At 44.4% G+C, this 22463-nt stretch carries 21 protein-coding genes and 1 tRNA gene; 10 read left to right on the top strand and 12 right to left on the bottom strand.

Annotation, left to right across the window (positions count from 1 at the left end):
• Positions 1 to 33 precede the first annotated feature (33 nt).
• Positions 34 to 1878, bottom strand: coding sequence for a S9 family peptidase (locus tag QW597_02040; protein ID MEM0155368.1), 1845 nt, complete (start codon positions 1876 to 1878; stop codon positions 34 to 36).
• Positions 1879 to 2173: 295 nt separating this feature from the next.
• On the opposite strand from QW597_02040, the gene rpsB reads away from it, so the two are divergent.
• Positions 2174 to 2776, top strand: a complete 603-nt coding sequence (gene rpsB / locus QW597_02035; protein ID MEM0155367.1) for a 30S ribosomal protein S2 — start codon at positions 2174 to 2176, stop codon at positions 2774 to 2776.
• Between the two features lie 50 nt (positions 2777 to 2826).
• On the opposite strand, the gene endA is transcribed toward rpsB, so the two are convergent.
• Both endA and QW597_02025 read right to left on the bottom strand, forming a co-directional pair.
• Complete coding sequence (gene endA, locus QW597_02030; GenBank protein ID MEM0155366.1) at positions 2827 to 3756, bottom strand: tRNA-intron lyase; 930 nt, start codon at positions 3754 to 3756, stop codon at positions 2827 to 2829.
• On the bottom strand, positions 3749 to 4279 hold the full coding sequence (locus QW597_02025) for a hypothetical protein (GenBank protein ID MEM0155365.1): 531 nt from the start codon (positions 4277 to 4279) through the stop codon (positions 3749 to 3751). Before QW597_02025 ends, endA begins: the two co-directional genes overlap by 8 nt.
• A gap of 50 nt (positions 4280 to 4329) precedes the next feature.
• Between QW597_02025 and QW597_02020 the strand changes: the two genes are divergently transcribed.
• Positions 4330 to 5619, top strand: a complete 1290-nt coding sequence (locus tag QW597_02020) for a PLP-dependent aminotransferase family protein (protein MEM0155364.1) — start codon at positions 4330 to 4332, stop codon at positions 5617 to 5619.
• Position 5620: 1 nt separating this feature from the next.
• Here the strand turns inward: QW597_02020 and QW597_02015 are convergent, their stop codons facing one another.
• Positions 5621 to 5842: a hypothetical protein gene (locus tag QW597_02015; GenBank protein ID MEM0155363.1), complete on the bottom strand. Its 222-nt coding sequence runs from the start codon at positions 5840 to 5842 to the stop codon at positions 5621 to 5623.
• 199 nt (positions 5843 to 6041) lie between these two features.
• On the opposite strand from QW597_02015, the gene QW597_02010 reads away from it, so the two are divergent.
• From QW597_02010 to QW597_02000, 3 genes are all read left to right on the top strand, one after another.
• The gene (locus QW597_02010) at positions 6042 to 7028 is read left to right on the top strand and encodes a pantetheine-phosphate adenylyltransferase (GenBank protein ID MEM0155362.1); all 987 of its coding nucleotides are present in this window, start codon (positions 6042 to 6044) and stop codon (positions 7026 to 7028) included.
• A 48-nt stretch (positions 7029 to 7076) separates the two neighbouring features.
• Positions 7077 to 7373 (top strand): metal-sulfur cluster assembly factor, encoded by a 297-nt coding sequence (locus QW597_02005; GenBank protein MEM0155361.1) that lies wholly within the window; start codon positions 7077 to 7079, stop codon positions 7371 to 7373.
• Positions 7374 to 7469: 96 nt separating this feature from the next.
• On the top strand, positions 7470 to 8024 hold the full coding sequence (locus QW597_02000; protein ID MEM0155360.1) for a TATA-box-binding protein: 555 nt from the start codon (positions 7470 to 7472) through the stop codon (positions 8022 to 8024).
• Here QW597_02000 and truD read toward each other — a convergent pair.
• Positions 8021 to 9256 (bottom strand): tRNA pseudouridine(13) synthase TruD, encoded by a 1236-nt coding sequence (truD, locus tag QW597_01995; GenBank protein MEM0155359.1) that lies wholly within the window; start codon positions 9254 to 9256, stop codon positions 8021 to 8023. The two genes, QW597_02000 and truD, sit on opposite strands and share 4 nt — an antisense overlap.
• Positions 9257 to 9262: 6 nt before the next feature.
• Positions 9263 to 10369: a CofH family radical SAM protein gene (locus QW597_01990; protein ID MEM0155358.1), complete on the bottom strand. Its 1107-nt coding sequence runs from the start codon at positions 10367 to 10369 to the stop codon at positions 9263 to 9265.
• Positions 10370 to 10508: 139 nt separating this feature from the next.
• Between QW597_01990 and QW597_01985 the strand changes: the two genes are divergently transcribed.
• Genes QW597_01985 through guaB form a run of 3 tightly spaced genes read left to right on the top strand, consistent with a single transcriptional unit; the run spans position 10509 to position 13886 of the window.
• Positions 10509 to 11624 carry a radical SAM protein gene (locus tag QW597_01985; protein ID MEM0155357.1) on the top strand — a complete coding sequence of 372 codons (1116 nt, stop codon included), beginning with the start codon at positions 10509 to 10511 and terminating at the stop codon, positions 11622 to 11624.
• 25 nt (positions 11625 to 11649) lie between these two features.
• Positions 11650 to 12387: an MqnA/MqnD/SBP family protein gene (locus QW597_01980; protein MEM0155356.1), complete on the top strand. Its 738-nt coding sequence runs from the start codon at positions 11650 to 11652 to the stop codon at positions 12385 to 12387.
• A gap of 41 nt (positions 12388 to 12428) precedes the next feature.
• Positions 12429 to 13886, top strand: coding sequence for an IMP dehydrogenase (gene guaB / locus QW597_01975; GenBank protein ID MEM0155355.1), 1458 nt, complete (start codon positions 12429 to 12431; stop codon positions 13884 to 13886).
• Between the two features lie 30 nt (positions 13887 to 13916).
• Here guaB and QW597_01970 read toward each other — a convergent pair whose 3' ends face one another.
• Both QW597_01970 and QW597_01965 read right to left on the bottom strand, forming a co-directional pair.
• Positions 13917 to 14534, bottom strand: coding sequence for a uracil-DNA glycosylase (locus tag QW597_01970; GenBank protein ID MEM0155354.1), 618 nt, complete (start codon positions 14532 to 14534; stop codon positions 13917 to 13919).
• Positions 14535 to 14564: 30 nt separating this feature from the next.
• Positions 14565 to 15452, bottom strand: coding sequence for a DMT family transporter (locus QW597_01965; GenBank protein MEM0155353.1), 888 nt, complete (start codon positions 15450 to 15452; stop codon positions 14565 to 14567).
• 155 nt (positions 15453 to 15607) lie between these two features.
• On the opposite strand from QW597_01965, the gene QW597_01960 reads away from it, so the two are divergent.
• Positions 15608 to 17017, top strand: coding sequence for a DNA-directed DNA polymerase II small subunit (locus QW597_01960; GenBank protein ID MEM0155352.1), 1410 nt, complete (start codon positions 15608 to 15610; stop codon positions 17015 to 17017).
• Here QW597_01960 and QW597_01955 read toward each other — a convergent pair.
• Entirely contained in the window at positions 17014 to 17355 is a 342-nt protein-coding gene (locus QW597_01955) for a nitrite reductase (GenBank protein MEM0155351.1), read from the bottom strand. The two genes, QW597_01960 and QW597_01955, sit on opposite strands and share 4 nt — an antisense overlap.
• Positions 17356 to 17662: 307 nt before the next feature.
• Here QW597_01955 and QW597_01950 point away from each other — a divergent pair.
• Positions 17663 to 17803: transfer RNA gene (locus QW597_01950), tRNA-Trp, on the top strand.
• A gap of 519 nt (positions 17804 to 18322) precedes the next feature.
• On the opposite strand, the gene QW597_01945 is transcribed toward QW597_01950, so the two are convergent.
• The 3 genes from QW597_01945 to QW597_01935 form a co-directional block, all read right to left on the bottom strand.
• On the bottom strand, positions 18323 to 19120 hold the full coding sequence (locus tag QW597_01945; protein MEM0155350.1) for a hypothetical protein: 798 nt from the start codon (positions 19118 to 19120) through the stop codon (positions 18323 to 18325).
• A gap of 1347 nt (positions 19121 to 20467) precedes the next feature.
• Positions 20468 to 21568: an NYN domain-containing protein gene (locus tag QW597_01940; protein MEM0155349.1), complete on the bottom strand. Its 1101-nt coding sequence runs from the start codon at positions 21566 to 21568 to the stop codon at positions 20468 to 20470.
• Positions 21569 to 21694: 126 nt separating this feature from the next.
• On the bottom strand, positions 21695 to 22345 hold the full coding sequence (locus QW597_01935; protein MEM0155348.1) for a class I SAM-dependent methyltransferase: 651 nt from the start codon (positions 22343 to 22345) through the stop codon (positions 21695 to 21697).
• Positions 22346 to 22463: the final 118 nt, after the last annotated feature.

Raw genomic sequence — 22463 nt, 5'->3', positions numbered from 1 at the left:
CCATATCTTATCGGATTCGTTTACTATGATCAATCACCTGTTCCTGTACTTATCGAACCATTTGAGTGATTCTTCAAACTGCATTTCAATATGCTTCCTTTCAAGGAATCCGTGGCCTTCTCTCGGATAGAGAAGCAGCCGCACGGTCTTGCCATGGTCTTTGAGACCGCGGTAAAACTGGAAATACTGCCCCACGGGGACACATGGATCCTCAATCCCATGCTGAAGGAGAATTGGAGTTTTCACATTTTCCAGATAATTCATGGGAGAGAACTTCTCGAATAGGTCTTTTGAGTACGGGCTCTGGTTGTAGTGTATCGCATCCCAGTCAGGTATGTTGGTAACTCCATGAAAACTTATCCAGTCTGTGATGCCAAACAGGCCAACTGCTGCACTGAAGATATCAGTCTGGGTAACTGCCCATGACGTCATGAAGCCACCATATGAACCGCCAGTGATGAATACCGACTCCGTGTTTGCCTTTCCGGAATTCCTGAGATATTCGATCCCGGACAGTATATCCTGAAAGTCCATTCCTCCCATGTCTCCCCTGTTTGCCTCAGCAAAGGATCTGCCCTTTCCTATGCTCCCTCTGTAATTTGGATAGAAAATCGAATACCCCTTTGGAATGAATGGGGTACTGCGATCCATGAAAGTAAGGGGGGAAAAACCAGTAGGACCTCCATGTACATTGACAATCAGGGGATCAATGATTTTTTTGTACCTCAGAATTCCATACATTTCAAGCCCATCTATGGACTTCCACTTGACTATCTCGGTACTGTAACTGGTCAGTTCCTGCAGGCTTGAGTTTATACCTGTGAGCTTCTCCATATGCCCAGAATCATGCATGAAGACTTCTAGCGGTGTCTCAGGGTCGGTGAATGAAAAGACCATTCTGGTTCCGGAAAGCCAGAATTCCGGAGACGAGACGGGGAACACGGTTCCTGGCGAAGACCATATATCCTTCCAGTTCTCAAGATAGGTGCTGAAGCCAGCCAATCCTTCTTTGGTCCACAGTGCCACGATCCTGCCATCGGGAGACCAATGCATGTCACAATAACTCCTGTCGTGACGCTCCGTGATGTTTGTGATCTTCCCGTCTCCAATATTCGCAACAATAATATCGCCCGATGTAACGCCACGGTCGCTCCAGAGAGATTCCAAAAAAGCCACTTTCTCTCCATCACGGGATATCCTTGGTTTCGCCACTGACCGCCATGATGAGGAATACAATTCCCTGCGCGATCCTCCATCAATACCCTGTATATAGATTTTAGAATGATACCATGAACTTTCCATCGGGTTTTCCGAACCGACTAATGCCACTGTTTCTCCGACCAGATCATATTCCCAGACCTGTATTCCATCGGTGATTCTCCTGAAACCATATCCGGGTGTGTAAATGAATAGTGAAGAATATTTTAGATCCTCCTCGAAGAAATAACCATCATTACCAGCCTCTCTCTCTTTCTTCGCCGCCTCATCTTCCGGATCAGACATGAGGATCATTAACCTGCTATCATCTACCCATGAAGCTCTTCTTGCAATGCCCTCAAGTAAGATGCGCTCAGCGTTACCGCCGTCCAGATTACAGATAACAAGGTTGTGCTGTTTGTCCTTTTCCTGCAGGTAAGCAAGACGTTTCCCGGCAGGGTTTACCGATGGGCTATAATTTTTTGTTCCGGATTCCTGAAGTTCCACCTGTATGGATGAATCTTTCAGAGACTGGACTACCACCGAGCCTTCCATGGTCTTTCCTTTCTCTTTGAAGGTACGCGAAGTGGAGAAAAACAGGACCGAATTGTCACCGGTCAATCCGGTATCTGAGATGGTCCTGTACGCCAGATAGTCTTCTATAGTATGATCCCTTGACATTATTCAGACAATGCTGCCTAATATTTTACGTTTTCAGGAAATTGGAAAACCCCGTGTTCAACTGGCTTTCGGTTAAAGCAGTTGTTCGGCATTGGTTCATCCTGAGTAACTAGCAGTTTTTAAGTACTGGAAATTTCGTATTGCTTGACACTATTTACAGTCTAATTAGTTCAAATTGTCTTTCGGTTTTTGAATATCCCACGTTAACAGCCATTATGCACTTTCTGAACTCACAAAGAGAACCAATATATATGATCGGAATATCACCAGTTTAGTAGTATCCAAAGGTGCTTCAATGAATTCAGAAGAGTTGTTGATTCCAGAAGAGGAATACCAGAAATCGGGAGTCCACATAGGGACCCAGGTAAAATCCAACGATATGAAGAATTACATTTTCAAGATCAGAGACGACGGGCTTTATATACTGAATATAAAGATGACAAACAGCGTCCTGATCACCGCTGGCAAGATGCTGGCCAGGTTTAACCCTTCTGACATTCTAGTCGTAGCGCAGAGACAGTATGCGTTCAGGCCGGTTTCAAAGTTCTCAGAAGTCGTGAAATCATCGAGTATAATTGGAAGATTCATCCCTGGAACCCTTACAAACCCCCAGCTAGACAGCTACAAGGAAGCAAAGGTCATCATAGCGACAGACCCGCTTGCGGACACACAGGCAGTAAAGGAGGCAAAGAAAATAGGCGTACCTATTATAGCCCTGTGCGACGCGAACAACAAAACAGATTTTGTTGACCTCGTAATCCCGACGAACAACAAGGGAAGGAGATCGCTTGCAGTAATTTACTGGCTTCTGGCGAGGGAGATCCTGAAAAATAGAGGAGAGATATCAACTTACGCAGACTTCAAATATACCATAGATGACTTCGAAGCACAGATCTGATCGACTCCTCTGGTGCAGGGACATATTTATCCTACCACTTTTTTAAAATTTTAATCCGAATCAAAGAATTCAAGGGTTCTTGACACCATTACGTACTGCACCTTTCCGTCTCCAATACCTGCGAAGATCATTGATTTCCTGACGCCGTGAGAAATTCTGACTGCACGGCTGATCTTGTACCACTGATCGCTGTCTTCTATGACATGGATAAGGAATTCGGCGTGATCTGACATACTCTTCCGGTATGCCCGAAAATTTGCCCCATACTTAAACCCAGTTTTTACTATCAGGTTTCTCTTAACCAGATCCTCGTATACAACATATGCCGTTTCTAACGATCCCGGGATATCATTCTTCCCCTGTTTCAGGATGAATCTAGCCTCCATGTCGGTAAGGATTCGCTTTTCTCCAAACCCGGATCCCAGCCATGTACGTTCTGCTGGATTATTCAGATAAAACCTGCCACCCGCTTCAAATATTTCTTCAGCACCAGGCCATGTCATGGCGACCTCTCCCACAGGATCTGCCAAGCTAGTTCTGAAAAGAGTGATGTCGCCCTCGTCATCGATTGTCAGGTAAAGAGTTGGGGCAGTGCAAACAAGTTCGCGAAACGTAATCCTTGAGCTTTCATTCTTTACATGTACTGAGACCGAAGGAGCTTTTCCGCTCTTCCTCCTTATCAGTAACCGATCAGAATCCTTCCGTACGATCATGCCCTTTGATTTAAGATAAAGGTATGCCCTGAAGAGATCAAAATCATCCCGATCCGTTATATAGGTCTCGATTATCTGTTTGGTGTCGTCAAAGCGAGAATTCTCAGGAACTATTCTGCCCGTGAAATAGAGGAATAATGCCTCATATGGTTCCAGAAAGAGAGAATCGTGGAGAATCTTGCCAACGCCGTACCTGCTGTTGATATAAGTAGCACTCCGGTTCATATTTATCTTGAACGTGAGAGGACTGCAGACTGCCTTAGGCATTCTTCTTCCTCTTTGAATAAAACCTTTGAAGAAGCTCGTTGAGGATGTACGACATCATTCCCTTCACTGAAACAGGGTCTTTGGCGGATACCAGGAAAAATTTTGTGCTATATTTGTCTCCTAGTCTCTGAAGATCGTCTTCCCAGAGGACGGCTTCATATTTCCTGTCAAGTTTTGTCCCCACTACGACCTTTAATGCCCCTGAGCTCGCGCCATTAAGCTCCCTGAGAATAGTCTCCACCTGCGGAAGCGTTTTCCTGTCTGTTATGTCCACTGCAGCAATGATCGCATTGGATCCGGATACGAGTTTTTCCATCTCGCTGCCTTCCTCAGTTTCAATGAAAAGCAGGTCAGCATTGACCCTATGTCCGTCATAGTCCAGGGATAGCTTCTTCCTGGCAACCTGCTTCCTGTTGCCAATTGACAGATCAGAATCGTAAACAATCCTAGAGATAAGCGAACTCTTTCCCACTCCAAGTGGTCCGATTATGCTTATTTTCCAGGTGACTCGATCCGCTTCCATCTGGGTTTGATTCTGAGCATTATAAAATACTTTTTCATTGAATACTTCAGATGATCTGCATAATTGTATATATTCTACAGGAAGGTATGTTTATTAGAGCATTGGCAATATCCGGATTGATAATCATGGATTTCAGATTTTCTGAGATTGTCAAATACATGAAACCCTCAGAGATAAGAGAACTTTTGAAGTACGCGTCATCGCCTGATCTTATTTCACTGGGCGGAGGAATGCCAAACCCCGAAACGTTTCCAATTGCTGAAATACAAGAAATCACTGATGATGTTTTGAAGAACTTCGGGAAATACGCCCTGCAGTATGGAAATACCGGCGGCCTGAATGAACTGAGGACGGAGATAAAAAAACTGGTAAAGACCACCGAGAACATCGATTCGGATGAGAAAGGTATCATTGTAACTTCAGGATCACAGCAGGCTCTGTATGCCCTTGGAAAGGTGCTTGTTACGCCTGGAGAGGTCGCTATAACTGAGGCCCCTACCTACGTCGGGGCGATATCTGCATTTAACGCAAACGGTGTGGACATGCATGGGATACCTATGGATGAAAACGGGATGAGGATAGATATTCTGGAAAAGGAAGTCAAGAGCCTCAAAGCCAAAGGAATCAGACCAAAATTCATCTACACGATCCCGAACTTCCAGAACCCTGCCGGGTACACGATGTCCCTGGACAGGAGAAAGAGACTGATCGAGATTTCCAATGAATACGGCATCCCCATAATAGAAGATAACCCTTATGGCGAACTAAGATACAGGGGTGAGAAAATTCCTAGCGTCAAAAGCCTGGACAAAGACGGAAATGTGACCTACCTCGGCACGTTCTCCAAGGTTATGTGCCCTGGGCTCAGGCTTGGATACACGATCTCACCTATCGAGATATACGAAAAATTGAACCTCCTGAAGCAGGCCCTTGATCTTTCCACAAGCACTTTCTCGCAGTACATTGCATACGAGTACGTAAAACGTGGGATAATATTTAAGCAGGTACCAAAGACTGTGAAACTTTACAGGCGAAAACTTGACGTTATGCTCAAGGCGCTTGACGAATACTTTCCGGAGGGATCAACCTGGTCCAAACCGGATGGTGGAATGTTTGTGTGGGCTACGGTAAGCGAGAACATAGATACAACGGCCATGGTAGCGAAAGCAATAAAGAACAACGTTGCATACGTGAGTGGCTCAGGATTCTACCCCAAGGGAGAGAAGAAAAACAACATGAGGCTGAACTTCACATATCCTGAGGATGAACAGATAAGGGTTGCAATAGAAAGGCTGGCCAGAGTAATACGTGAAGAAGAAAGCCTCGTAGAAGCAAAATAACCTAATGCGTGAACCCGTGGGCCCAAAGGTCCACGAGTATTCCAAATGAGAATCCGACTATCAATATAGAAAGAACACTTATCGCAATATTTCCATATGTTAAGAAGAATATTACCATGGCGAACAGTGCGATACCAACTAGACCGTAAAGATCATGCGCCTGTCCGGTCAGGAATGCTGAAATCATTCTCCTATTCACTTTCATCTGGCTTCTGAGACTCATTTTTTACGCAACTAAAAATGAGCGGTATTAATTTAATCTTTCGATCCATGTTTCAGAGAGCGAAAAATTTCCGCGTCGCGCTGACCATCGATCCGATTTCTCGGTCAATGTGGGAGATGGCTTAAGAATGAGATGACGTGGATACGCCAGAGCTTTTCCTTTGCGAAGGATTAATGTCAAACATCCGATTATGTGCTGAATGGTAACGCTTGTCGGTGGTACATTCAGCAGGATGCATAAAGGTCATAAGCTTCTTCTTAAAACTGCTATAGGGACTGGGGAAAAGGTCATTATCGGTCTCACCACGGATAAATACACTGCCGGAAATAAGGAGTACAAAACACCTTCGTTTACAAGACGCATGGCTATCCTTGATGCCTTTATGAAAAAAATGACAGACAACTACGAGATTCTGCCGCTAGATTCGAGGAGAGGCAACGCGGATACAGTTAAGGAATACGATTGTATCGTAGTGTCGAAAGAGACAGAGAGATCCGCGATTGATATAAATACCCGAAGAAAGAGAAACGGTCTATTGCCAATGAGGATAATTGTGGTCCCCTATGTTCTCGCCGATGATCTTTTTCCAATCAGTTCTTCGCGAATTCATGCAGGGGAGATTAATACTGGAGGCCATAGAATTTCCCCCGTCAGGATATCGGTGACCACTGAAAACGATCTAAAAGCAGATACTGTGAGGGATTACCTTTCCTCCTTTATGGGTAAAGTCACTGTCAGAAAATACACGGAATATACATTGCCGACGCAACAGCCCTTTGGTGATGATACTGCAAGAATGGCGACTAAGCGCGCAATAGATGGATTATACGATTTTGATTACTCCATTGGTATTGAATCCGGTCTTCTATATGACAGGATAAACTCGACCTACATCGACGTGCACATGTGTGCGGTAGTTGACAGATTCAGCCGAATCACTGTTGGATCAAGCAGCGGTTTCCAGGTTCCTGACAACGTGGTTGATCTGGTCAAACGCGGAGAGACAGAATCCGGAGCTTTTTCCAGACTTTACGTAACGCCAGACATTGGAAAAGCCGGAGGTATTGTGGGAAAGATATCCGCAGACAGGCTGACTAGGAAAGAGCTTATCAGAGAGAGTGTGAGAAATGCTTTTGTACCGAGATTCTCCCCGGACTATTACCCTGAATTATTTTCTCGACTGTGAGATAATGGTTAAGTACGGGAAATTTATTAATCGGTGAGTGAGAAAAATATGGTAACAAAGGAAGAGATACTGCAGGAGCTCAAGGTGGTATCTGATCCTGAGATAGGTATGGATATAGTTAATCTCGGACTTGTCTACGATGTTCAAGTAAACGGTGATCGTGTCTACATAAAAATGACCATGACTGCACCCACCTGCCCTGTTACTCCATGGATCCTGGCAGAAGCACAGAGAGTTGTCGAAAACATAGAGGGAGTTGAGGCGGCAGATGTTGAACTTGTCTGGGAACCGGTATGGAACCCAAGCATGATGTCTGATGAAGCCAGGGAAGCCCTGAATATGTAATTGCGCTGGATTTCTGTATAACTGAATTCCAGGATAAAACAAATCAGGGTGAAACACCTTTATATATATACTTTAAATAAGCTCGGTAGTGATTTTATGAGTGAGAGAGAAAAGATTACAATTGAAAATATTGTCGCATCAACTTCTCTGGCGGAGCATCTTGACCTCAGCAGGATTGCGCTTGCACTTGACGGATCTGAGTACGAACCAGAACAGTTTCCAGGATTAATTTACAGACTACAGGAACCAAAGACAGCGGTTCTCATATTTAGAAGCGGGAAAGTAAACTGCACGGGCGCAAAGAATCTGGCCAATGTTCAACTGACTATCCACACAATAATACAGAGGCTCAAGAAAGCTGGCATTGAGGTATATGATGATCCTGAGATAGTCGTGCAAAATATAGTGGCAGTTTACGATCTCGAGGCAGACCTTAACCTGACGGATATAGCAATGTCCCTCGGGCTTGAAAACGTCGAATATGAACCTGAGCAGTTCCCTGGCCTTGTGTACAGAGTTGAGGAGCCAAAGGTCGTCCTCCTTCTCTTCGGTTCCGGAAAGGTTGTCTGCACAGGCGCAAAGGAAGAGAGTGAGATTGAGCAGGCAGTCATCAAGGTAAAGAAGGAACTGCAAAAGGTTGGATTAATCTAGAATTTTTTCAATATTTCCCTAGTGAGGGAAGTGGCATATATTCCCCTTCCCAGTGAGAAAGTCAGGGTTCTGCCAGAGGAAATAGAGAAATCGGCAGGCATGAATGACGTTACGCGCTTGGACCCTGTGGAGGAGAGTTCAGGGTGCCCCTTTATGAAGAATTCGCTCGGGTCAACCCCCTCCAGCTCCAGAACTTTATGCTCAATCTCCCCAGTCTCGCCCCCTGTAAACTCGCTATGGTAGCCGAAAAGCTGCATGAGAGGCCTCACTCTCCCTTGGACTGCCATTGAATTCAATTTATCGATGTTAAAGCGAGTGACCTTTACCGGGTCTCCCGCAGGATTGAAAAGGCGGTCTACAGGCAACACAAAATCCCCCTCAACGGCTGTGGCAAGATTACCCAACATCCCCAGCCTCATGGAAAGCATGCGATTGAACAGATACGACTGATAGGCATGAACAAACATGATAGACAGATTCTTGGGGAGATTTGAAAATGCGCCTTCTGCACCACCATGTTCTGCCATGTACCCCAGAAGAGAACGTTCGTAATGGAGATGCAACGGGAACTCCTTCAACGCCTGCACAGGATCGTTGTGAATGTTGAACTGGACGCGAAAATCATCTGTATCATAATCCGGGTCGTAAATGTACCTTCGGACCGCGGATTCGTATTCGCCTTTCACGAGCAGCTTTCCTATGGTATGGGTATTTGATCTTATTGATCCAAACCTCTGTGGCCCGAAAAAGTTGGGAAAACCTCCCCTAGCATTCACCTGTTCGTAAACTGGCATTATGGCGTCTGAAAGATCGCTTGGTTCGTTTTCTCCCGATATCCTTATCGTGAATCTGTTGCCTCTCAGGTCTCCGAGCCTGATCATGTGATCAGACCTGAAAGAGTCCAGTATCTCAGCATCGGCTGCCTTGAATGTTTCTGCTTTGCTCTCAGTATTTATGCAGAAATACTGTGTTGTAACGGCAAATTTGTCCTTTGTTCCTGCGTAAGTTATCCTCTTGCGGCTTACGCCCAGCTGCCTTGACAGCTCTATAAGAAACCGATTCGTATCCCACTCGCGAAGCCTTACTTTGAGTATCAGGAATTTCCCTGGGTCCGCCCTCTGCATTTCAACCGGTATTTCTTCTACTATGAAATCTTCAGGTGAATCCTTAATTCGGCCATCTATGCATGGCAGGTCTGAGACAAAGCCTTCTACGCCATACTTCTCATCCATCTAATTTCAGTCGCCGGCAGCAATGTTGCGGTACATATTGTCTCGCTCTACCGGTATCATGCCTATCTGTTTTATGCTGTTAATAATTATGTCCTTCCTTAGGTTTCCCACAGGCTTTCCAGTTGCCGGTATAACCTTTTCATCGTATATTGTTCCTCCCCAGTCGTTTGCACCGAACAGAATAGCCATCTGTCCCATCTGAATCCCATTCGTGAGCCAGGAGCTCTGTATAACAGGAAGGTCTCTGTTGAAGACTATCCTCGCTATAGCGATGTTACGCAGGACGTCCATTCCTCCGACCCTGTACCTTATGCCAGCAGTTTCCTGGAGTTTCGTGTTTCCCGGCTCGAAATTCCAGGGGGTAAAGGAGAGGAACCCATGATATTTCTTCTGCAATGCCAGTATGGAAAGAAGGTGATCCGCCTTGTGCCTGCTCTCCTCCACATGCCCGAACATCATGGTTGAGGAGGTCCTGATGCCTAACTTGTGTGCTTCTTCCATTATGGAAAGCCACTGGTTGCCGCTGCCAAGTGGCCTGCCGAGAACCTTGCGGACTTCGTCCGAGAAAATTTCTGCCCCGGCTCCCGGGATGCTTTCCATGCCGCTCTTGACAAGCACTTTTAGGAGATCGCTGACACTCATCTTTGACTTCCTAGAGATAAACGCTATCTCCGAGGTCGAAAGCCCGTGTATGCCCAGCCTTGGATAGGTTCGGTGAATCAGGTCGAACATTTTCGTGTAGTAATCAAGATCTAGATCGGGATTAACCCCTCCCTGGATCAGGAGTTGCGTAATGCCGACGTCTTCGTATAGGGGCCTGATCCTTTCAATCACCTGCTCCTTTGTAAGGATGTATGAATCACTTTCCTTTCCGGTCCTGTAGAATGCACAGAAATTGCACCTCACGTTGCATATGTTAGTATAATTCAGTATCATGTTGGAAACAAAGGAAACTTTCCTGCCGCTTATTCCATCAGTTATGGATCTGGCCAGCTTCCCGAGCATGTTGAGGTCCGCTTCGTCGTACATGAAGATTATGTCTTCACGGTCCAGATCTTCACCGTTTTTGACTTTCTCCGCTATTTGATTCAGCGTCTGTGGGGAAGATATCATATGATCCTTCAGTTTAAACGCGCTATTAACAATTTCTTAGTTGAGACAGCCCCTAATCTTCATAATATACACGCCGGAAACTTCCAGCAAAGTGGGAGGAAATGGAAACAGTTAATACTTAATAGCCAATTTTGGAGACATGGAAACGGTCCAGGCATATCGCTACAGGTACTGGGAAGAAACACTCAGAAACGATCCACTCATTTCACCAAAGGAATGCGGGCGCCTGATGGAAGACCTTTCCCTATATGACCTGATGACGCTTGCCAATTCGTTAACTACTGCGCAGGTGGGGGATGTTGTCTCTTACGCCATTTCCTACAATATCAATTATTCAAACTATTGCGCCGCATCATGCCCAATCTGTGCTTTCTATGTCCCAGCGAAGCTCAGGGGGAAAACAGACAGAGGTTATGAACTGAGCCTCGAGGATGTCAGAAAAGAAATGCAGAAAGCCAAGGGCATAGGTGCCACTGAGATCCACATTGTCGGGGGATTCAATCCATACCTTCCCGTTGAATATTACGAAGGTATTTTCAGAACGGTCAAGCATGAGATGCCGGAAATCACATTAAAAGCCCTGACCATACCGGAGATCGACTACATAGCGAGGATCCACGGGCTTTCCATCAGGGAACTTGTCTCAAGGTTACATGAAGCTGGAATGGACGCTCACACTGGAGGTGGAGCGGAGATATTTGATCCTGAAGTGAGGAAGGTTGTAACCACGAAGGAGAAGATATCCGGAGAGAAATGGCTCGAGGATGCCCAGATCATTCATAGCATGGGCATCATGGGTAACTCGACCATCACATATGGCCATGTGGAAACATTTGGCAACATCATTGACCACCTCGTGAAATTGCGTGACAGCCAGATTTCCCAGCCAGGATTTCTCTCAATTGTTCCCCTAAAATTCAGCCCGGACAATACGCCCCTGCAGAAGATGGGTAAGGTGAAGATGCCTGCATCCGGGGAGCTAGATCTCAAGGTTATTGCAATGGCTCGCATAATCGCTGGCGCTTACATCAGGAATATTAGCGTTTATTGGGTCTCCATAGGGAAAGAGCTGGCCCAGGTCGCGCTTAACGGCGGCGGCAGCGATCTTGTTGGCACCGCGTACAGTGAGAAGATATTCGGCGCAACTGACCGCCGTGAGGTTACTACGTCAGAGGAACTCGATCATCTCATCAGGGAGGCAGGCAAAATTCCGGCACAGAGAGATACGTTCTACAACATCATGAGATATTCCTGATACTGCGGAACGGTGATAAATCAAGATGATAGGACTCATCAATTTCAGACATTCTGACCCTCTCGCCAGATCCCTTAAGAGCGGCAGTTTCATTAGAGATCATCCCAAAGCCATTCTTTCACAGGTGCTGGATGGAAGATTGGATTGCGGAATGGTATCACTTGTTTCATATCTCGAAAACAACCGTGAACTTGGAATTATGGAAACCGCGAATATTCATTCACTTTCGAACACACTTTCAACTCTTCTGATATCCAATGGTGGTGGTCTTTACAATGGCATGAAGATCGCTGTCACATCCCACACGAGGACAACAGAATTTTATCTTGAGCGGGTTCTTGAAAAACTCGGGTTTTCATACAGCCAAATGGCGTCATCAAAGACCACGGCCGCTGATCTTCTTTCCGAGGCGGATCACGCGCTTATCATAGGTGACGAAGCCATTAGGGTGTTTTCAGGAACAGACCGGATACTTCTCGACGTAGGATATGAGTTCTCAAGGCTGTATTCAAAGCCGCCGGTTTATGCGGTGTCTGTATACAGGAAGGATCGTGATTTTCCGGCGGAAGACTTTGAAGTCCTGCAGGACAGTGTCAGGAGGGCACCGGAATCCCGGAAAGTTTCCGTATCAGAAACCGTAGAGGCTCTTGGCGTATCCACTGGTATTGTAGAAGCTTATTACCGGTATATAAGATATGATTTCAACAGATCTGTGAGGGACACCATAGATTACGTGAGCAGGAACGTTTTAGGTAAAAGCTGATTTTACGTCACTTTTATTTATCACTTTTGCCTAACGGTAACATGTTTGAGGAAAAGTTCCAGAAGGTGAAAGAAGGTTTCACTTTCGACGACGTTTTGCTGATACCATCCAAAGCTTTTGTTGAACCCAGGGATGTTGATGTATCATCTCAACTGACCAGAAACATAAAGCTCAAAGTCCCGATATTAAGTTCTCCAATGGATACCGTAACGGAGGCTGAGATGGCTATTGCAATGGCAAGATACGGCGGTATCGGCGTGATCCACAGGAACATGTCAACAAACGAACAGATTCTACTGGTAAGGCAGGTTAAGCGGGAAGAATCTATTATTATCAGGGACGTCCACACAGTCGATCCTGATACGCCTCTTGAGGTCGTAAGGAGCATAATGAGGAATAAACACATCGGGGGCCTTCCCGTAGTCAGTGGAGAAAAACTGGTTGGAATTGTGACCAAGAGGGATATTGAGTTCGCCGATTCGAGTAAGAAGAGTGTGTCAGATATCATGGTGAGCAAGGTTATCTCCGCCCATGACAACATTTCAATCAAGGAAGCCACTGAGATCCTTTTCAAGAACCGCATCGAGAAGCTTCCTCTCATAGACGCCAAGGGAAGGCTTGTTGGCCTTATAACCGCAAAAGACATTTTCACACGAGAGAGATTCCCGGATGCGACAAGAGACGAAGAGGGAAAACTGATGGTTGCTGCGTCTGTGGGGCCATTTGATATTGACCGTGCGATAAACCTTGAGAAGGAGGGCGTGGACATGATCGTCGTGGATACTGCTCACGCCCACAATCAAAATGTACTTGAAAGTGTAAAGAAGATGAGAAAGAGCATCGACGTTGATCTGGTTGCGGGAAATATAGCAACGGGAACAGCAGCAGAAGACCTGATTTCCCTAAATGTGGATGGTCTCAGGGTCGGGATTGGGCCTGGATCAATTTGTACAACCAGGATAATAGCTGGAATCGGAGTTCCCCAGTTGACTGCAGTATCGGAAGTAGCTGATGTGGCTGAAAAGCATGGAGTGCCAGTAATCTCCGACGGTGGAATCAGATACTCAGGAGACATAGTCAAGGCCTTTGCCTCTGGGGCAAATTCAGTCATGATCGGATCGCTTTTCGCTGGAACCGATGAAAGCCCGGGAGCAGAAATGATAATCAATGGAAGGAAATACAAATCTTACAGGGGCATGGGTTCCATAGGGGCTATACAGAAAGGGGCATCTGACAGATACGGAAAGCTGGGCCAGAACAAGTTCGTTGCCGAAGGCGTCGAGGGTGCCGTTCCGTACAGAGGGAAAGTGCATGAAGTTCTTTTCCAGCTTGTGGGTGGATTAAAATCCGGGATGGGTTACTCTGGAGCGAAGGATATTGACGATCTCAGGAAAAACTCCCGCTTTATAAAAATCACATCAAGCGGACTGAGAGAAAGCCATCCACATGACATAAGGGTCCTCACAGAACCGCCTAACTACCAGAATTATCAGATTTAGGTATGCATAGGATAGTATCCCGGACTCATCTTACGATATGATCTTGACATCATATCTCCTTACAACATCATCAAGCGGGTCTATCTCCAAGTCCTGTGAAAGATGAGCTATTTTCTCGAAGTTTTCTGTGAACTTCACCTTCCTTTTTGGATTCCTGAGGATCGCGGCAGGATGAAACTGTGGAACGATAAAGGACTTTCTGCAGTAGTAAATAGTTCCTGAAACCTCAGTAACTTTGCCGAAATTGTTTCTCAGAATTTCTCCCACAGCATTTAGTGCTGAGTTTCCCATGGGTACTATGAGCCTTGGTCTCACAGACTCTATTTCAGCCGCAAGATATTGAGAGCATGCCCTGATCTCAGATCTCTTTGGCGTTTCACCAACCTTCGGTCTGCACCTCACGGAATTGGTCAAATAAACCTTGATCTTCGGTATCTTTGCCGACATGAGAGTTTCATCGAGCAGCTTCCCGCTCCTACCCACAAACGGTTTGCCCATTTCATCTTCTTTTGCCCCTGGAGCTTCGCCAACGATCATTATGGATGACTGTGAACCTCCGAGACCACATACTGGCCATTTCCTCGAAAACTGTAGATCACATTTTTTGCAATTCTTGATTTCATTGCAAAGTTCGGAAAGGCTCTTCATTGATGGAAATAAACGTTCCATATTATAGTTTTACTGGTTGTTGCCCACTGCCTCGTTACGATTTTCGCTTCTGGAAGTGAGGAATATTCCAGCGGCCACAGATGCGAAACCAATGTACGTGAACAGTGTTTCCGTCTGCCCGAGAATGAGATAGCTGAACAGTATGGAAAGGGCCGGTACCGTGAAGAAATATGAGGAGATTGAGGACACCGAATGCTGCCTGTATAGCCTCAGGTATATGAAATACGCAATTGCGGTTCCAAATATGCCGACGTACAGGCTTATGAGAATGAACTGCCAGGTAATGCCGCTGACATTGAAGCTCTCTGTTGAAAAAGCCCATATCAGAATGAAAGGTAAAGCATAGAGATACTGCATAGAATTCACCATTGCGGGATGCGTGGTGTGCACATATTTCTTGTAGAATATGGTTCCGCCAGCCCAGCTTATCGCCGATGCCAGGAGAAGAACAAGCCCGATTCCCGGTTTTATGGCTAACTGATCAACGAAGATCAGAATAATGCCTGCAAATCCAAAGATGGAACCGGCGATGGTCATGGGCCTAATCTTTTCGGACAGGAATATGGTGGAAAATATGATCGAGAATATGGGGTAGGTGTATACCAGGATAGATGATATGGAGGCGGTTTCTGTGCCTTCACCAAGGAACCATAGCCCCATAAATACGGTGATGTTCAGTGCTGAGAGTATGACCAACCTCACGTTTGTCTGAAGATCTTTGGGAAATTCAAATCTGCCCCTGAGGAGAACCAAGGAGAAGGCAGCTGCGAACATGACCCGGAAGAGAAGAAAGAAAAGCGGGGGTTCATAACCCAGGGCTATCTTAACCATTATATAATTCAGCCCCCAGAAGGAAGACATGGCCAGAAAACCCATAATGTCAGAAGCCTTGAGCACCGGAGCAAATCTCACTTGTATATTTCACATTTCTGTTTCATCGCTGTCGCTGGTCTGATGTCATTGCGCTGTATTTTGCCAAGTCTTGATATTAAATGTGAAATAGCTCCACACAAATCAACACGCTTTTAAATTCGCGGGCGTTAATGTCCTGATTGGGTTTGCTTTTTCAGGACAGGGTTTCAATTCTTGAGTACTTCGCCAAGCATGGACTGCTTGTCTCGCCAGAAGCCCTTGACATGATCCTGAGCAGGAGCCTTGGTGATCTAATACCCAGGCTTATATCAGAAGATATTGTTAGCGTCGGATATGTCGATGAGAAAGCTGTGAAGAGAATAATGACTGGTGCTATAAAACCACCGCCATCTGACTTTGAGGTGTCGATACCCGATCTGAAAGTCAACAGTTCGGTTGACGATTTCAGGACCCATTTTGTCAGCAAGTACACCAAGTTGAGCAAGATCATTGCCACCTCCAGCTCTATGAGGGGTACCACTGACATAAGGAGCGTTAAGAAGGCTGCAGGCGAAGTAAAGTTTGTAGGAATGGTATCATCTGTTGACAGGACAAGGAATGGCCACAAGAGAATTGTGGTGGAGGACCTGGAGGACAGTATAAGCGTAATCCTTATGAAAGGGAAGAACCTGGCGGACGAACTGATACTGCAGGATGAAGTCATTGGTATAGTGGGAAACCTTTCTAACGGAATGGGTGACCCCGTAATCTTCGCAAATGAGATCATAAGACCCGATATCCCATTCAGGATGATTGATGAAACCTCAAGGGAACCGCTATATGTCGCCTCACTTTCAGATATTCACGTGGGAAGCAAGACATTCAGGAAAGATGACTTCAGGAGAATGATCTCCTGGATAAAGAGCTCTTCCGGCGAAGCTGCAAACCTGAAGTACCTCATACTCAGCGGAGACGTGGTGGATGGCATAGGCGTCTACCCATCCCAGGAAGATGACCTTGAAATAATGAACCCTTTTGAGCAGTACGCCAAACTTGGAGAATATCTTTCTGAAATCCCAGAAGACATCTCGGTATTCGTTATGCCTGGAAACCATGATAGCGTGAGACTGGCTGAGCCACAGCCTGTATTCTCGCAGAAAATAGCAAGCTCGCTCGGCCGAAATGTCAACTTGATTCCAAATCCAACAACCCTACATATGGAGGGAAAAAATGTGCTCGTATACCATGGCATGTCGCTGAACGACATGGTTGAGCTTGTCCCAGGTGCGAATTTCGAGACGATTGGCAAGGCAATAGAGGAAATCCTAAAGAGAAGGCATCTCGCTCCTAAATATGGTGGTAAAACACCACTAATACCCAGTCCGATTGACTACCACGTGATAGAAGAGGTCCCGGATATATTCATAACCGGACACGTGCATTCCCATGCGCTCGGCAATTACCGTGGCGTAAGGTACGTGAACTCGTCCACGTGGCAATCGCAGACTGAATACCAGAAAATGATGAATTTCAGCCCCAACCCATCCAGGCTGACGATGTTTGATCTTTATTCCAGGACCACGATTGTGAAAAAATTTGGCGAAGACTAGAGTGTCCTTCGGATAATCTCTTCGATCTCTTTCTGAAAAGATGAAAGGAAATCTGTCATTGCTTCATCCTTTATGGACTGCGGAGCTGTTGCCACGCCTATCTTGGCTGTTACTCTCGCCATCTTGGCCATGGAATCATACTCCTTGAGCCTGGCCTCCAAGTATTCCCTGAGCACTTCCTGGATTTCTTTCTTCAGCCCTTCGCTTTCATTGATCTTTTTCTTGATGTATTCCTTGATGATGTCTTTCATTATTTCACGTATGGCATCGAAATACAGGTCCTCAGATGGCATTGTACTGAGGAACTTCTTGATGTACTGGTCAACCTCTTCCTTCACGTTCCAATTAGAATAACAGGGTAAATAAACTTTGGCGAACAGGTTGTGTCGTATGGATTATGTGCAAACTGGATTTACTATTGAAACCGTTTGACTTAAAAAATAGTTATAAATAATCATAGGCAATATGGAGGCACGCTTTATTTCAAATGAAGCTTAGACCATGTTCGATTCTTCGGAATCAAGCCTGGGGTGAAATATTGAAGAGAAGTTCAAGGGACTGGAAAAAACGCGGTAATATGCGTTGGAAATGGCGAAAGAAAAGAATCAGAAGACTAAAGAGAGCACGAAAGGCCAACAAGATGTAGGGCGCATGGGGTAGTCAGGTATCCTAACGGGCTCCAGTCAGGGTGTGATTAGCTATGGGTCAACTGATCTTATGATGAGTGACTGGAACTATGAACCGGGAAGAGACCCGTAGATCTGGGTTCAAATCCCAGTGCGCCCACCTGTAACAAACGCAATTTGATTATTTTCAAAATTGTATGTCCTTTCGGTCATAGAGAGATTGCTTCCTCATTTTCGAAAAAAATCATGAACCCAAAACCTGCCGTAGGGGGTCATAGATCTTGCTCTGGACGTCACTGCCGAGAAGGTGCATATAGTTCTACGTGTTTTGTTTATTTGTGAACCAAGTACACCTGGACCTTTCTCATGTCCTCGCCACATTTTCATCACGATCCTCAGGATCGGAGAGATCGCCCTTATGGGTTTCGTGGTCATTGAAACCTTGACTCAAACCTTTTTACGTGATATGCCAAGATCGATTTTCAAATCTATTATCAGTTCCGTTCCCCATCCGGTATCTCGCTCATGATCTATTGCCTTTCAAGGCCGTAAATCTTGATCCTTGACTGCGGTGGACACAAGTCAGATAATACTATGTATATCTAACAATTTCATTTTGATCTCATTTTAGGTCCAAACATTTAAAGAGATCTAATAAAAACAGAAATTACCGGCATAGTCAATTACTGGTATTTATAGCCCTCATCTTATTGATCATATCATTGATATAAATCAGATTTTTATAAAGTGGGGTTATATAATTATTAAAAGCATCTATTTTCGGTTTGTACCTATTGAGCAGTTCCTGAACTTCTAAGTAATATTCATCCGACTGTGAATTATATTGAGGAACAAGATCGGTAAAATAACGAAGGAACTTCCCCCTTCCTTTGCACTCATCACATGTTACGTTTCTTTCTACCGTCCTAGTCTTAGTTTTTTTATATATTCTGTTATCTTCATCACCAGGAATCCTGTAGTCTACATCGTAGTATTCTTCTTCTTTAATTTTCTTGGTTCCATTTCCCCCACAGAAACGACAGCGTTCCTCAATAAATTGTCCCATTTCTGATATGGGGACCTCTAAATGTTTCGGTTTCTCGGTAAACTTACCATTGTAATCAATTGGTAGGAAGGGGGCATCTTTATTAAATCTTGTATCATCGTTGAATGAAGAAATTATTCTATAAGAGATCAATTTAAATTTCTTTTTATTTATTTTTATTATCAAGTCTTTCCATCTATTATTGTTATTTTCAATAATTTCAATGTTCTTTACGTCATTTACAAGAAGTAAATTTCTAAAAAAAGACCCATCAGCCCTTGTAAATAAAAATGTCGAATCTTTGACAACTCTTTTAATATAGACCACAGCATTTTTACTTTTATCTATTAACTTGAGTTTATCTTTAAATAATCCTAAATAAAATGGATTATTTTCCACAAATTCTTGGAGTACATCTCTGATATTGTCCAATGAAATATTTAATCTATTTTAGTTATTTAAGTATTATTGTTCAGGAAAGTGTGGGATACTATTTCTTGTCTCGTGTTGTTGCAGAATCGAACTTTCGGCTAAGAAACTTTTTCGGCAATACACTTCCGCTCCAGATCCGATTTTGGGCCTCTCCTCTCAAAAAGACCATACATTTCCTCAATTGTGACCTCTGCGGTTTCCTCTACGTGAACTCTGTTAATAGTAATGTAAATATCTACCTAATGACACTGATCAGCAGTCGTGACGTACATAACAAGCTACAAGAGATCAATGGTATCCTGAAAAGAACTCCCATGGCCCAATTTAAGATCCTTGGCAAAACTATGTAATATTGAGTTAGCCTCCACATACAGTTCGCGAAAATTCTTTTGCCTATTTGAAGCCAAATTAAAATCGTTAGAAAATTTAGCAGTCCTGTAGTCCCACGCCCGTATTCTTTTTCATTAGGTATCCTAAGCATAGGAGTCAAAATACCAGGCCCCGAGCCCCTGACATTAGAAATCTTGTCTAGACTTTTGTCAATGGGAATTGACTCATCTGTTGTAGGAAATGGCTATTGTCTAAGATTACCGTGGCCTGCGACTGGATTTTTGGTTTGTGCGTCTAGACCTTCCCAGCAATGATTGTCTCTAAAATGCAAGAATTCTTCTAATTCATCTTTGCTTAGGGGAAGAGCTTGTGAATGGAAAAAATTGATTGAGTTCTTCCTAAAACTAATTTTATGGATGAATTTATGTCAGAATTCCGGTTTACCTTAGACAATAGCAATCTAAGCCTATCTAGAGTCATAGAATAACTTCTACTATCTAACATAAAATAGCATACGGCAGTTTGCATTAATGTTTCCTCAAATTTTGGTAGGCGATACTGACTCGATCCATCACAGAGCTCAGACGCTCTGATAATAATATTATAAAGAAGAACGGTTTATTTTGAACACATATCACAGCATCTTGGAGTGGCTGAAATTAATTAGAAATAGCCTTTCGAGTCCCCTGGGAGATCCCATATATGCATGGACGAAATCAGAGAAATGTTTTAGAAGAAGTACCCTTTATAAATATGCAACTTAATGGACGCTGGTCTGGCCTTGAAATAAATTGATTAACATTGATCTTAATCAAGCTTACATCATTTCTGGTATGCTGGAAATTGGCTCTTCAACGTCCGATTGAAATTTGTTGCACTTTTGGATAAACGCTGACGGGATGCCCGTAAAGTGAATGCCCCGGAGACCGCCGCACTGTTACGATCTTCTGGTCATATCCAAGTTCATATTTTTGCAGGTCGTATAGCAATATAGACATAAAAGATTACACTTTTCACTTAGGTTGTCAACTTATATTTTTTATCTCCGCCGGACTTACCCTCAAAGACAAGAATATCTGGGTATCTCTCTATAAATTCTGTAAGATTTCCGAATCCGTACTTAATAGGGGAAAACGATGGGTCAAGCTTCTTGAGCACATTTCCAAGGTTTGCCCCGAGAACATAGTTTTTGTTGTCTGCCGCATCCTTCGCGGCTTTCTCAAGGATAGCACGGGCAACCTGATCGCTACTTTTCATATTATCTCTTACAGCCTTCACCACGCTGCTATCCTCATTGACAATGTATACCGTGTAGGGTATAATATTTCCAAGATCATCCGGATAATCTGCCATTCTCTGCTGAGTTTTTATGACTTCCTTTTCGACCAGAGACGCAAAAACTTGTTTTCTCTGAAAATGCTCTAGTTCCGGAAGAGCATTAGCCAACCCCTCCACAAGGAATACACTGACCTTCACGCACCCAAATCTAACCTCATACTGGTCAAAGGCTTGAACTGCTGCAATTGCAGCTTTAACTTCATTAGGGGTAAGCCCTTCAATTGAAAACTTTGTTTCCAGTTTGTCTAGACTGTCTGTATCTTTCTCGTGCTGCTTGCTTTCTGGTGTAGTTTCTACAGTGACGTAAGAGTAATTGGATTTGCCTACCAGCGACTTTATGTCTCCTGACAGGCTCTTCTCAAACCCGACAAAATATAAACTTCTACCACGCTCCCTTGCTCTCAGGGCTACCGGCATATAATCTCTGTCACCAGCGAAAATTACGATCGTGTCAATATCGTCACGTGTAATCACGGTCTCCAGGACCGCCAGAGACAGTTCTATATCCGCGCTGTTCTTGTACTCGGTCGAAAGAACGTCAATTATCCTGATCCCTATCTTCTGAAGCTCCTTTTTCGGTCCTTGAAATGTGCTCCAGTCCGCAAAAGCCTGTCTTATAATGAATTCCCCCTTTTGCGAACTCAATTTATCAAGCTCATCTGCAATCAAAGAGATGACAACTTCTCCCGCATCCCTGTATGTCATTTCGTACAGGTTAGTGAGGGAAAAGTAAAAATTCTCGAAATCAATAAACACCGCTGATAAAGGTTTGTTTCCCATGGCTATCTCCTAACTGGAATTTTATAATAGATTTTTCCCCGTGCGCAACTGTATTTTCGAATAACGCTCCTCTGGTGTGAAGCCGTTCTTCTCAATTTTCCAGGCGTTCCAAGGAAGTTTAGACATTTAGATTCTGGTTGTTTCCCGCGAATTAATCTGAGAAGGCAAAGGTTTCAGGACCATAACATGGTAAGGCTTCCCTATACCTGATTCTGGAGAGGCGAAATGGTTGATTACACGGTAGAATTTTGTGATCTTATTGAGATCATTCTGAAACGGATCCCCTCCTCTGCTCTGCAAGAACAAGTCTCCGTTTATGAAAACCCCACCCTCATTCAGGACTCTGGCAATGCGTTTATAAGCTTCAAACCTGCCCTTGCCGAGGTTGTGAAGGACAAGATTCGAAACTGCGAGATCAAATTTTCCAAGTCTGTCATCGATTTGCAATATGTCCTGCTCCATAAATGAGACACGGCCGGAGAGATCAAGAAGTTCCATATTCTTTCTCCCACGTTCTATGCTGGATCCCTTCAGGCTGCCATCCTTGAAGGTGTCAATGCATGTTATTCTGGATACATTGAAGAACTCTGCAGCTATTGATGAAATGAATCCTAGCCCACCACCGACGTCCAGAATACTGATATTTGAACTTCTGGCGATACTGGTAGATGAGAATGCCTGATTGAAAAGCTGTTGCACGTGATCCCTGATTAAATCAGATCCTTTCTTTGAAGAGTGGTGATATGTACCGTAGTCGGGTTTTGCCTCATTTTGCATGATTAATAAGTCACATGCTCTATTATTACTTTTCACTGATCCCATTAAACATACCTTATCTGTCAATAAAAATGTCCTTGATCGGCCGGATGTGAATGAACTGGCAATGTGGCTGCAG

It is taken from the genome of Thermoplasmataceae archaeon (genome assembly GCA_038729425.1).
In the GTDB taxonomy this organism is placed as follows: Archaea; Thermoplasmatota; Thermoplasmata; order Thermoplasmatales; family Thermoplasmataceae; genus B-DKE.
The sequence above is the reverse complement of the archived record's forward strand: the minus strand, read 5'-3'. Positions and strand labels throughout refer to the sequence as shown.

Coding starts and splice junctions, on each gene's coding strand:
- QW597_02005 (MEM0155361.1), top strand. CDS start 7,077: ATGGTAACAAAGGAAGAGATACTGCAGGAGCTCAAGGTGGTATCTGAT.
- QW597_02015 (MEM0155363.1), bottom strand. CDS start 5,842: ATGAGTCTCAGAAGCCAGATGAAAGTGAATAGGAGAATGATTTCAGCA.
- QW597_02010 (MEM0155362.1), top strand. CDS start 6,042: ATGGTAACGCTTGTCGGTGGTACATTCAGCAGGATGCATAAAGGTCAT.
- QW597_01970 (MEM0155354.1), bottom strand. CDS start 14,534: ATGAAGAGCCTTTCCGAACTTTGCAATGAAATCAAGAATTGCAAAAAA.
- QW597_01985 (MEM0155357.1), top strand. CDS start 10,509: ATGGAAACGGTCCAGGCATATCGCTACAGGTACTGGGAAGAAACACTC.
- QW597_02025 (MEM0155365.1), bottom strand. CDS start 4,279: ATGGAAGCGGATCGAGTCACCTGGAAAATAAGCATAATCGGACCACTT.
- QW597_01935 (MEM0155348.1), bottom strand. CDS start 22,345: ATGCAAAATGAGGCAAAACCCGACTACGGTACATATCACCACTCTTCA.
- truD (MEM0155359.1), bottom strand. CDS start 9,256: ATGGATGAGAAGTATGGCGTAGAAGGCTTTGTCTCAGACCTGCCATGC.
- endA (MEM0155366.1), bottom strand. CDS start 3,756: ATGCCTAAGGCAGTCTGCAGTCCTCTCACGTTCAAGATAAATATGAAC.
- QW597_01940 (MEM0155349.1), bottom strand. CDS start 21,568: ATGGGAAACAAACCTTTATCAGCGGTGTTTATTGATTTCGAGAATTTT.
- QW597_02000 (MEM0155360.1), top strand. CDS start 7,470: ATGAGTGAGAGAGAAAAGATTACAATTGAAAATATTGTCGCATCAACT.
- QW597_01980 (MEM0155356.1), top strand. CDS start 11,650: ATGATAGGACTCATCAATTTCAGACATTCTGACCCTCTCGCCAGATCC.
- rpsB (MEM0155367.1), top strand. CDS start 2,174: ATGAATTCAGAAGAGTTGTTGATTCCAGAAGAGGAATACCAGAAATCG.
- QW597_01990 (MEM0155358.1), bottom strand. CDS start 10,369: ATGATATCTTCCCCACAGACGCTGAATCAAATAGCGGAGAAAGTCAAA.
- QW597_02020 (MEM0155364.1), top strand. CDS start 4,330: ATGATCTGCATAATTGTATATATTCTACAGGAAGGTATGTTTATTAGA.
- QW597_02040 (MEM0155368.1), bottom strand. CDS start 1,878: ATGTCAAGGGATCATACTATAGAAGACTATCTGGCGTACAGGACCATC.
- guaB (MEM0155355.1), top strand. CDS start 12,429: ATGTTTGAGGAAAAGTTCCAGAAGGTGAAAGAAGGTTTCACTTTCGAC.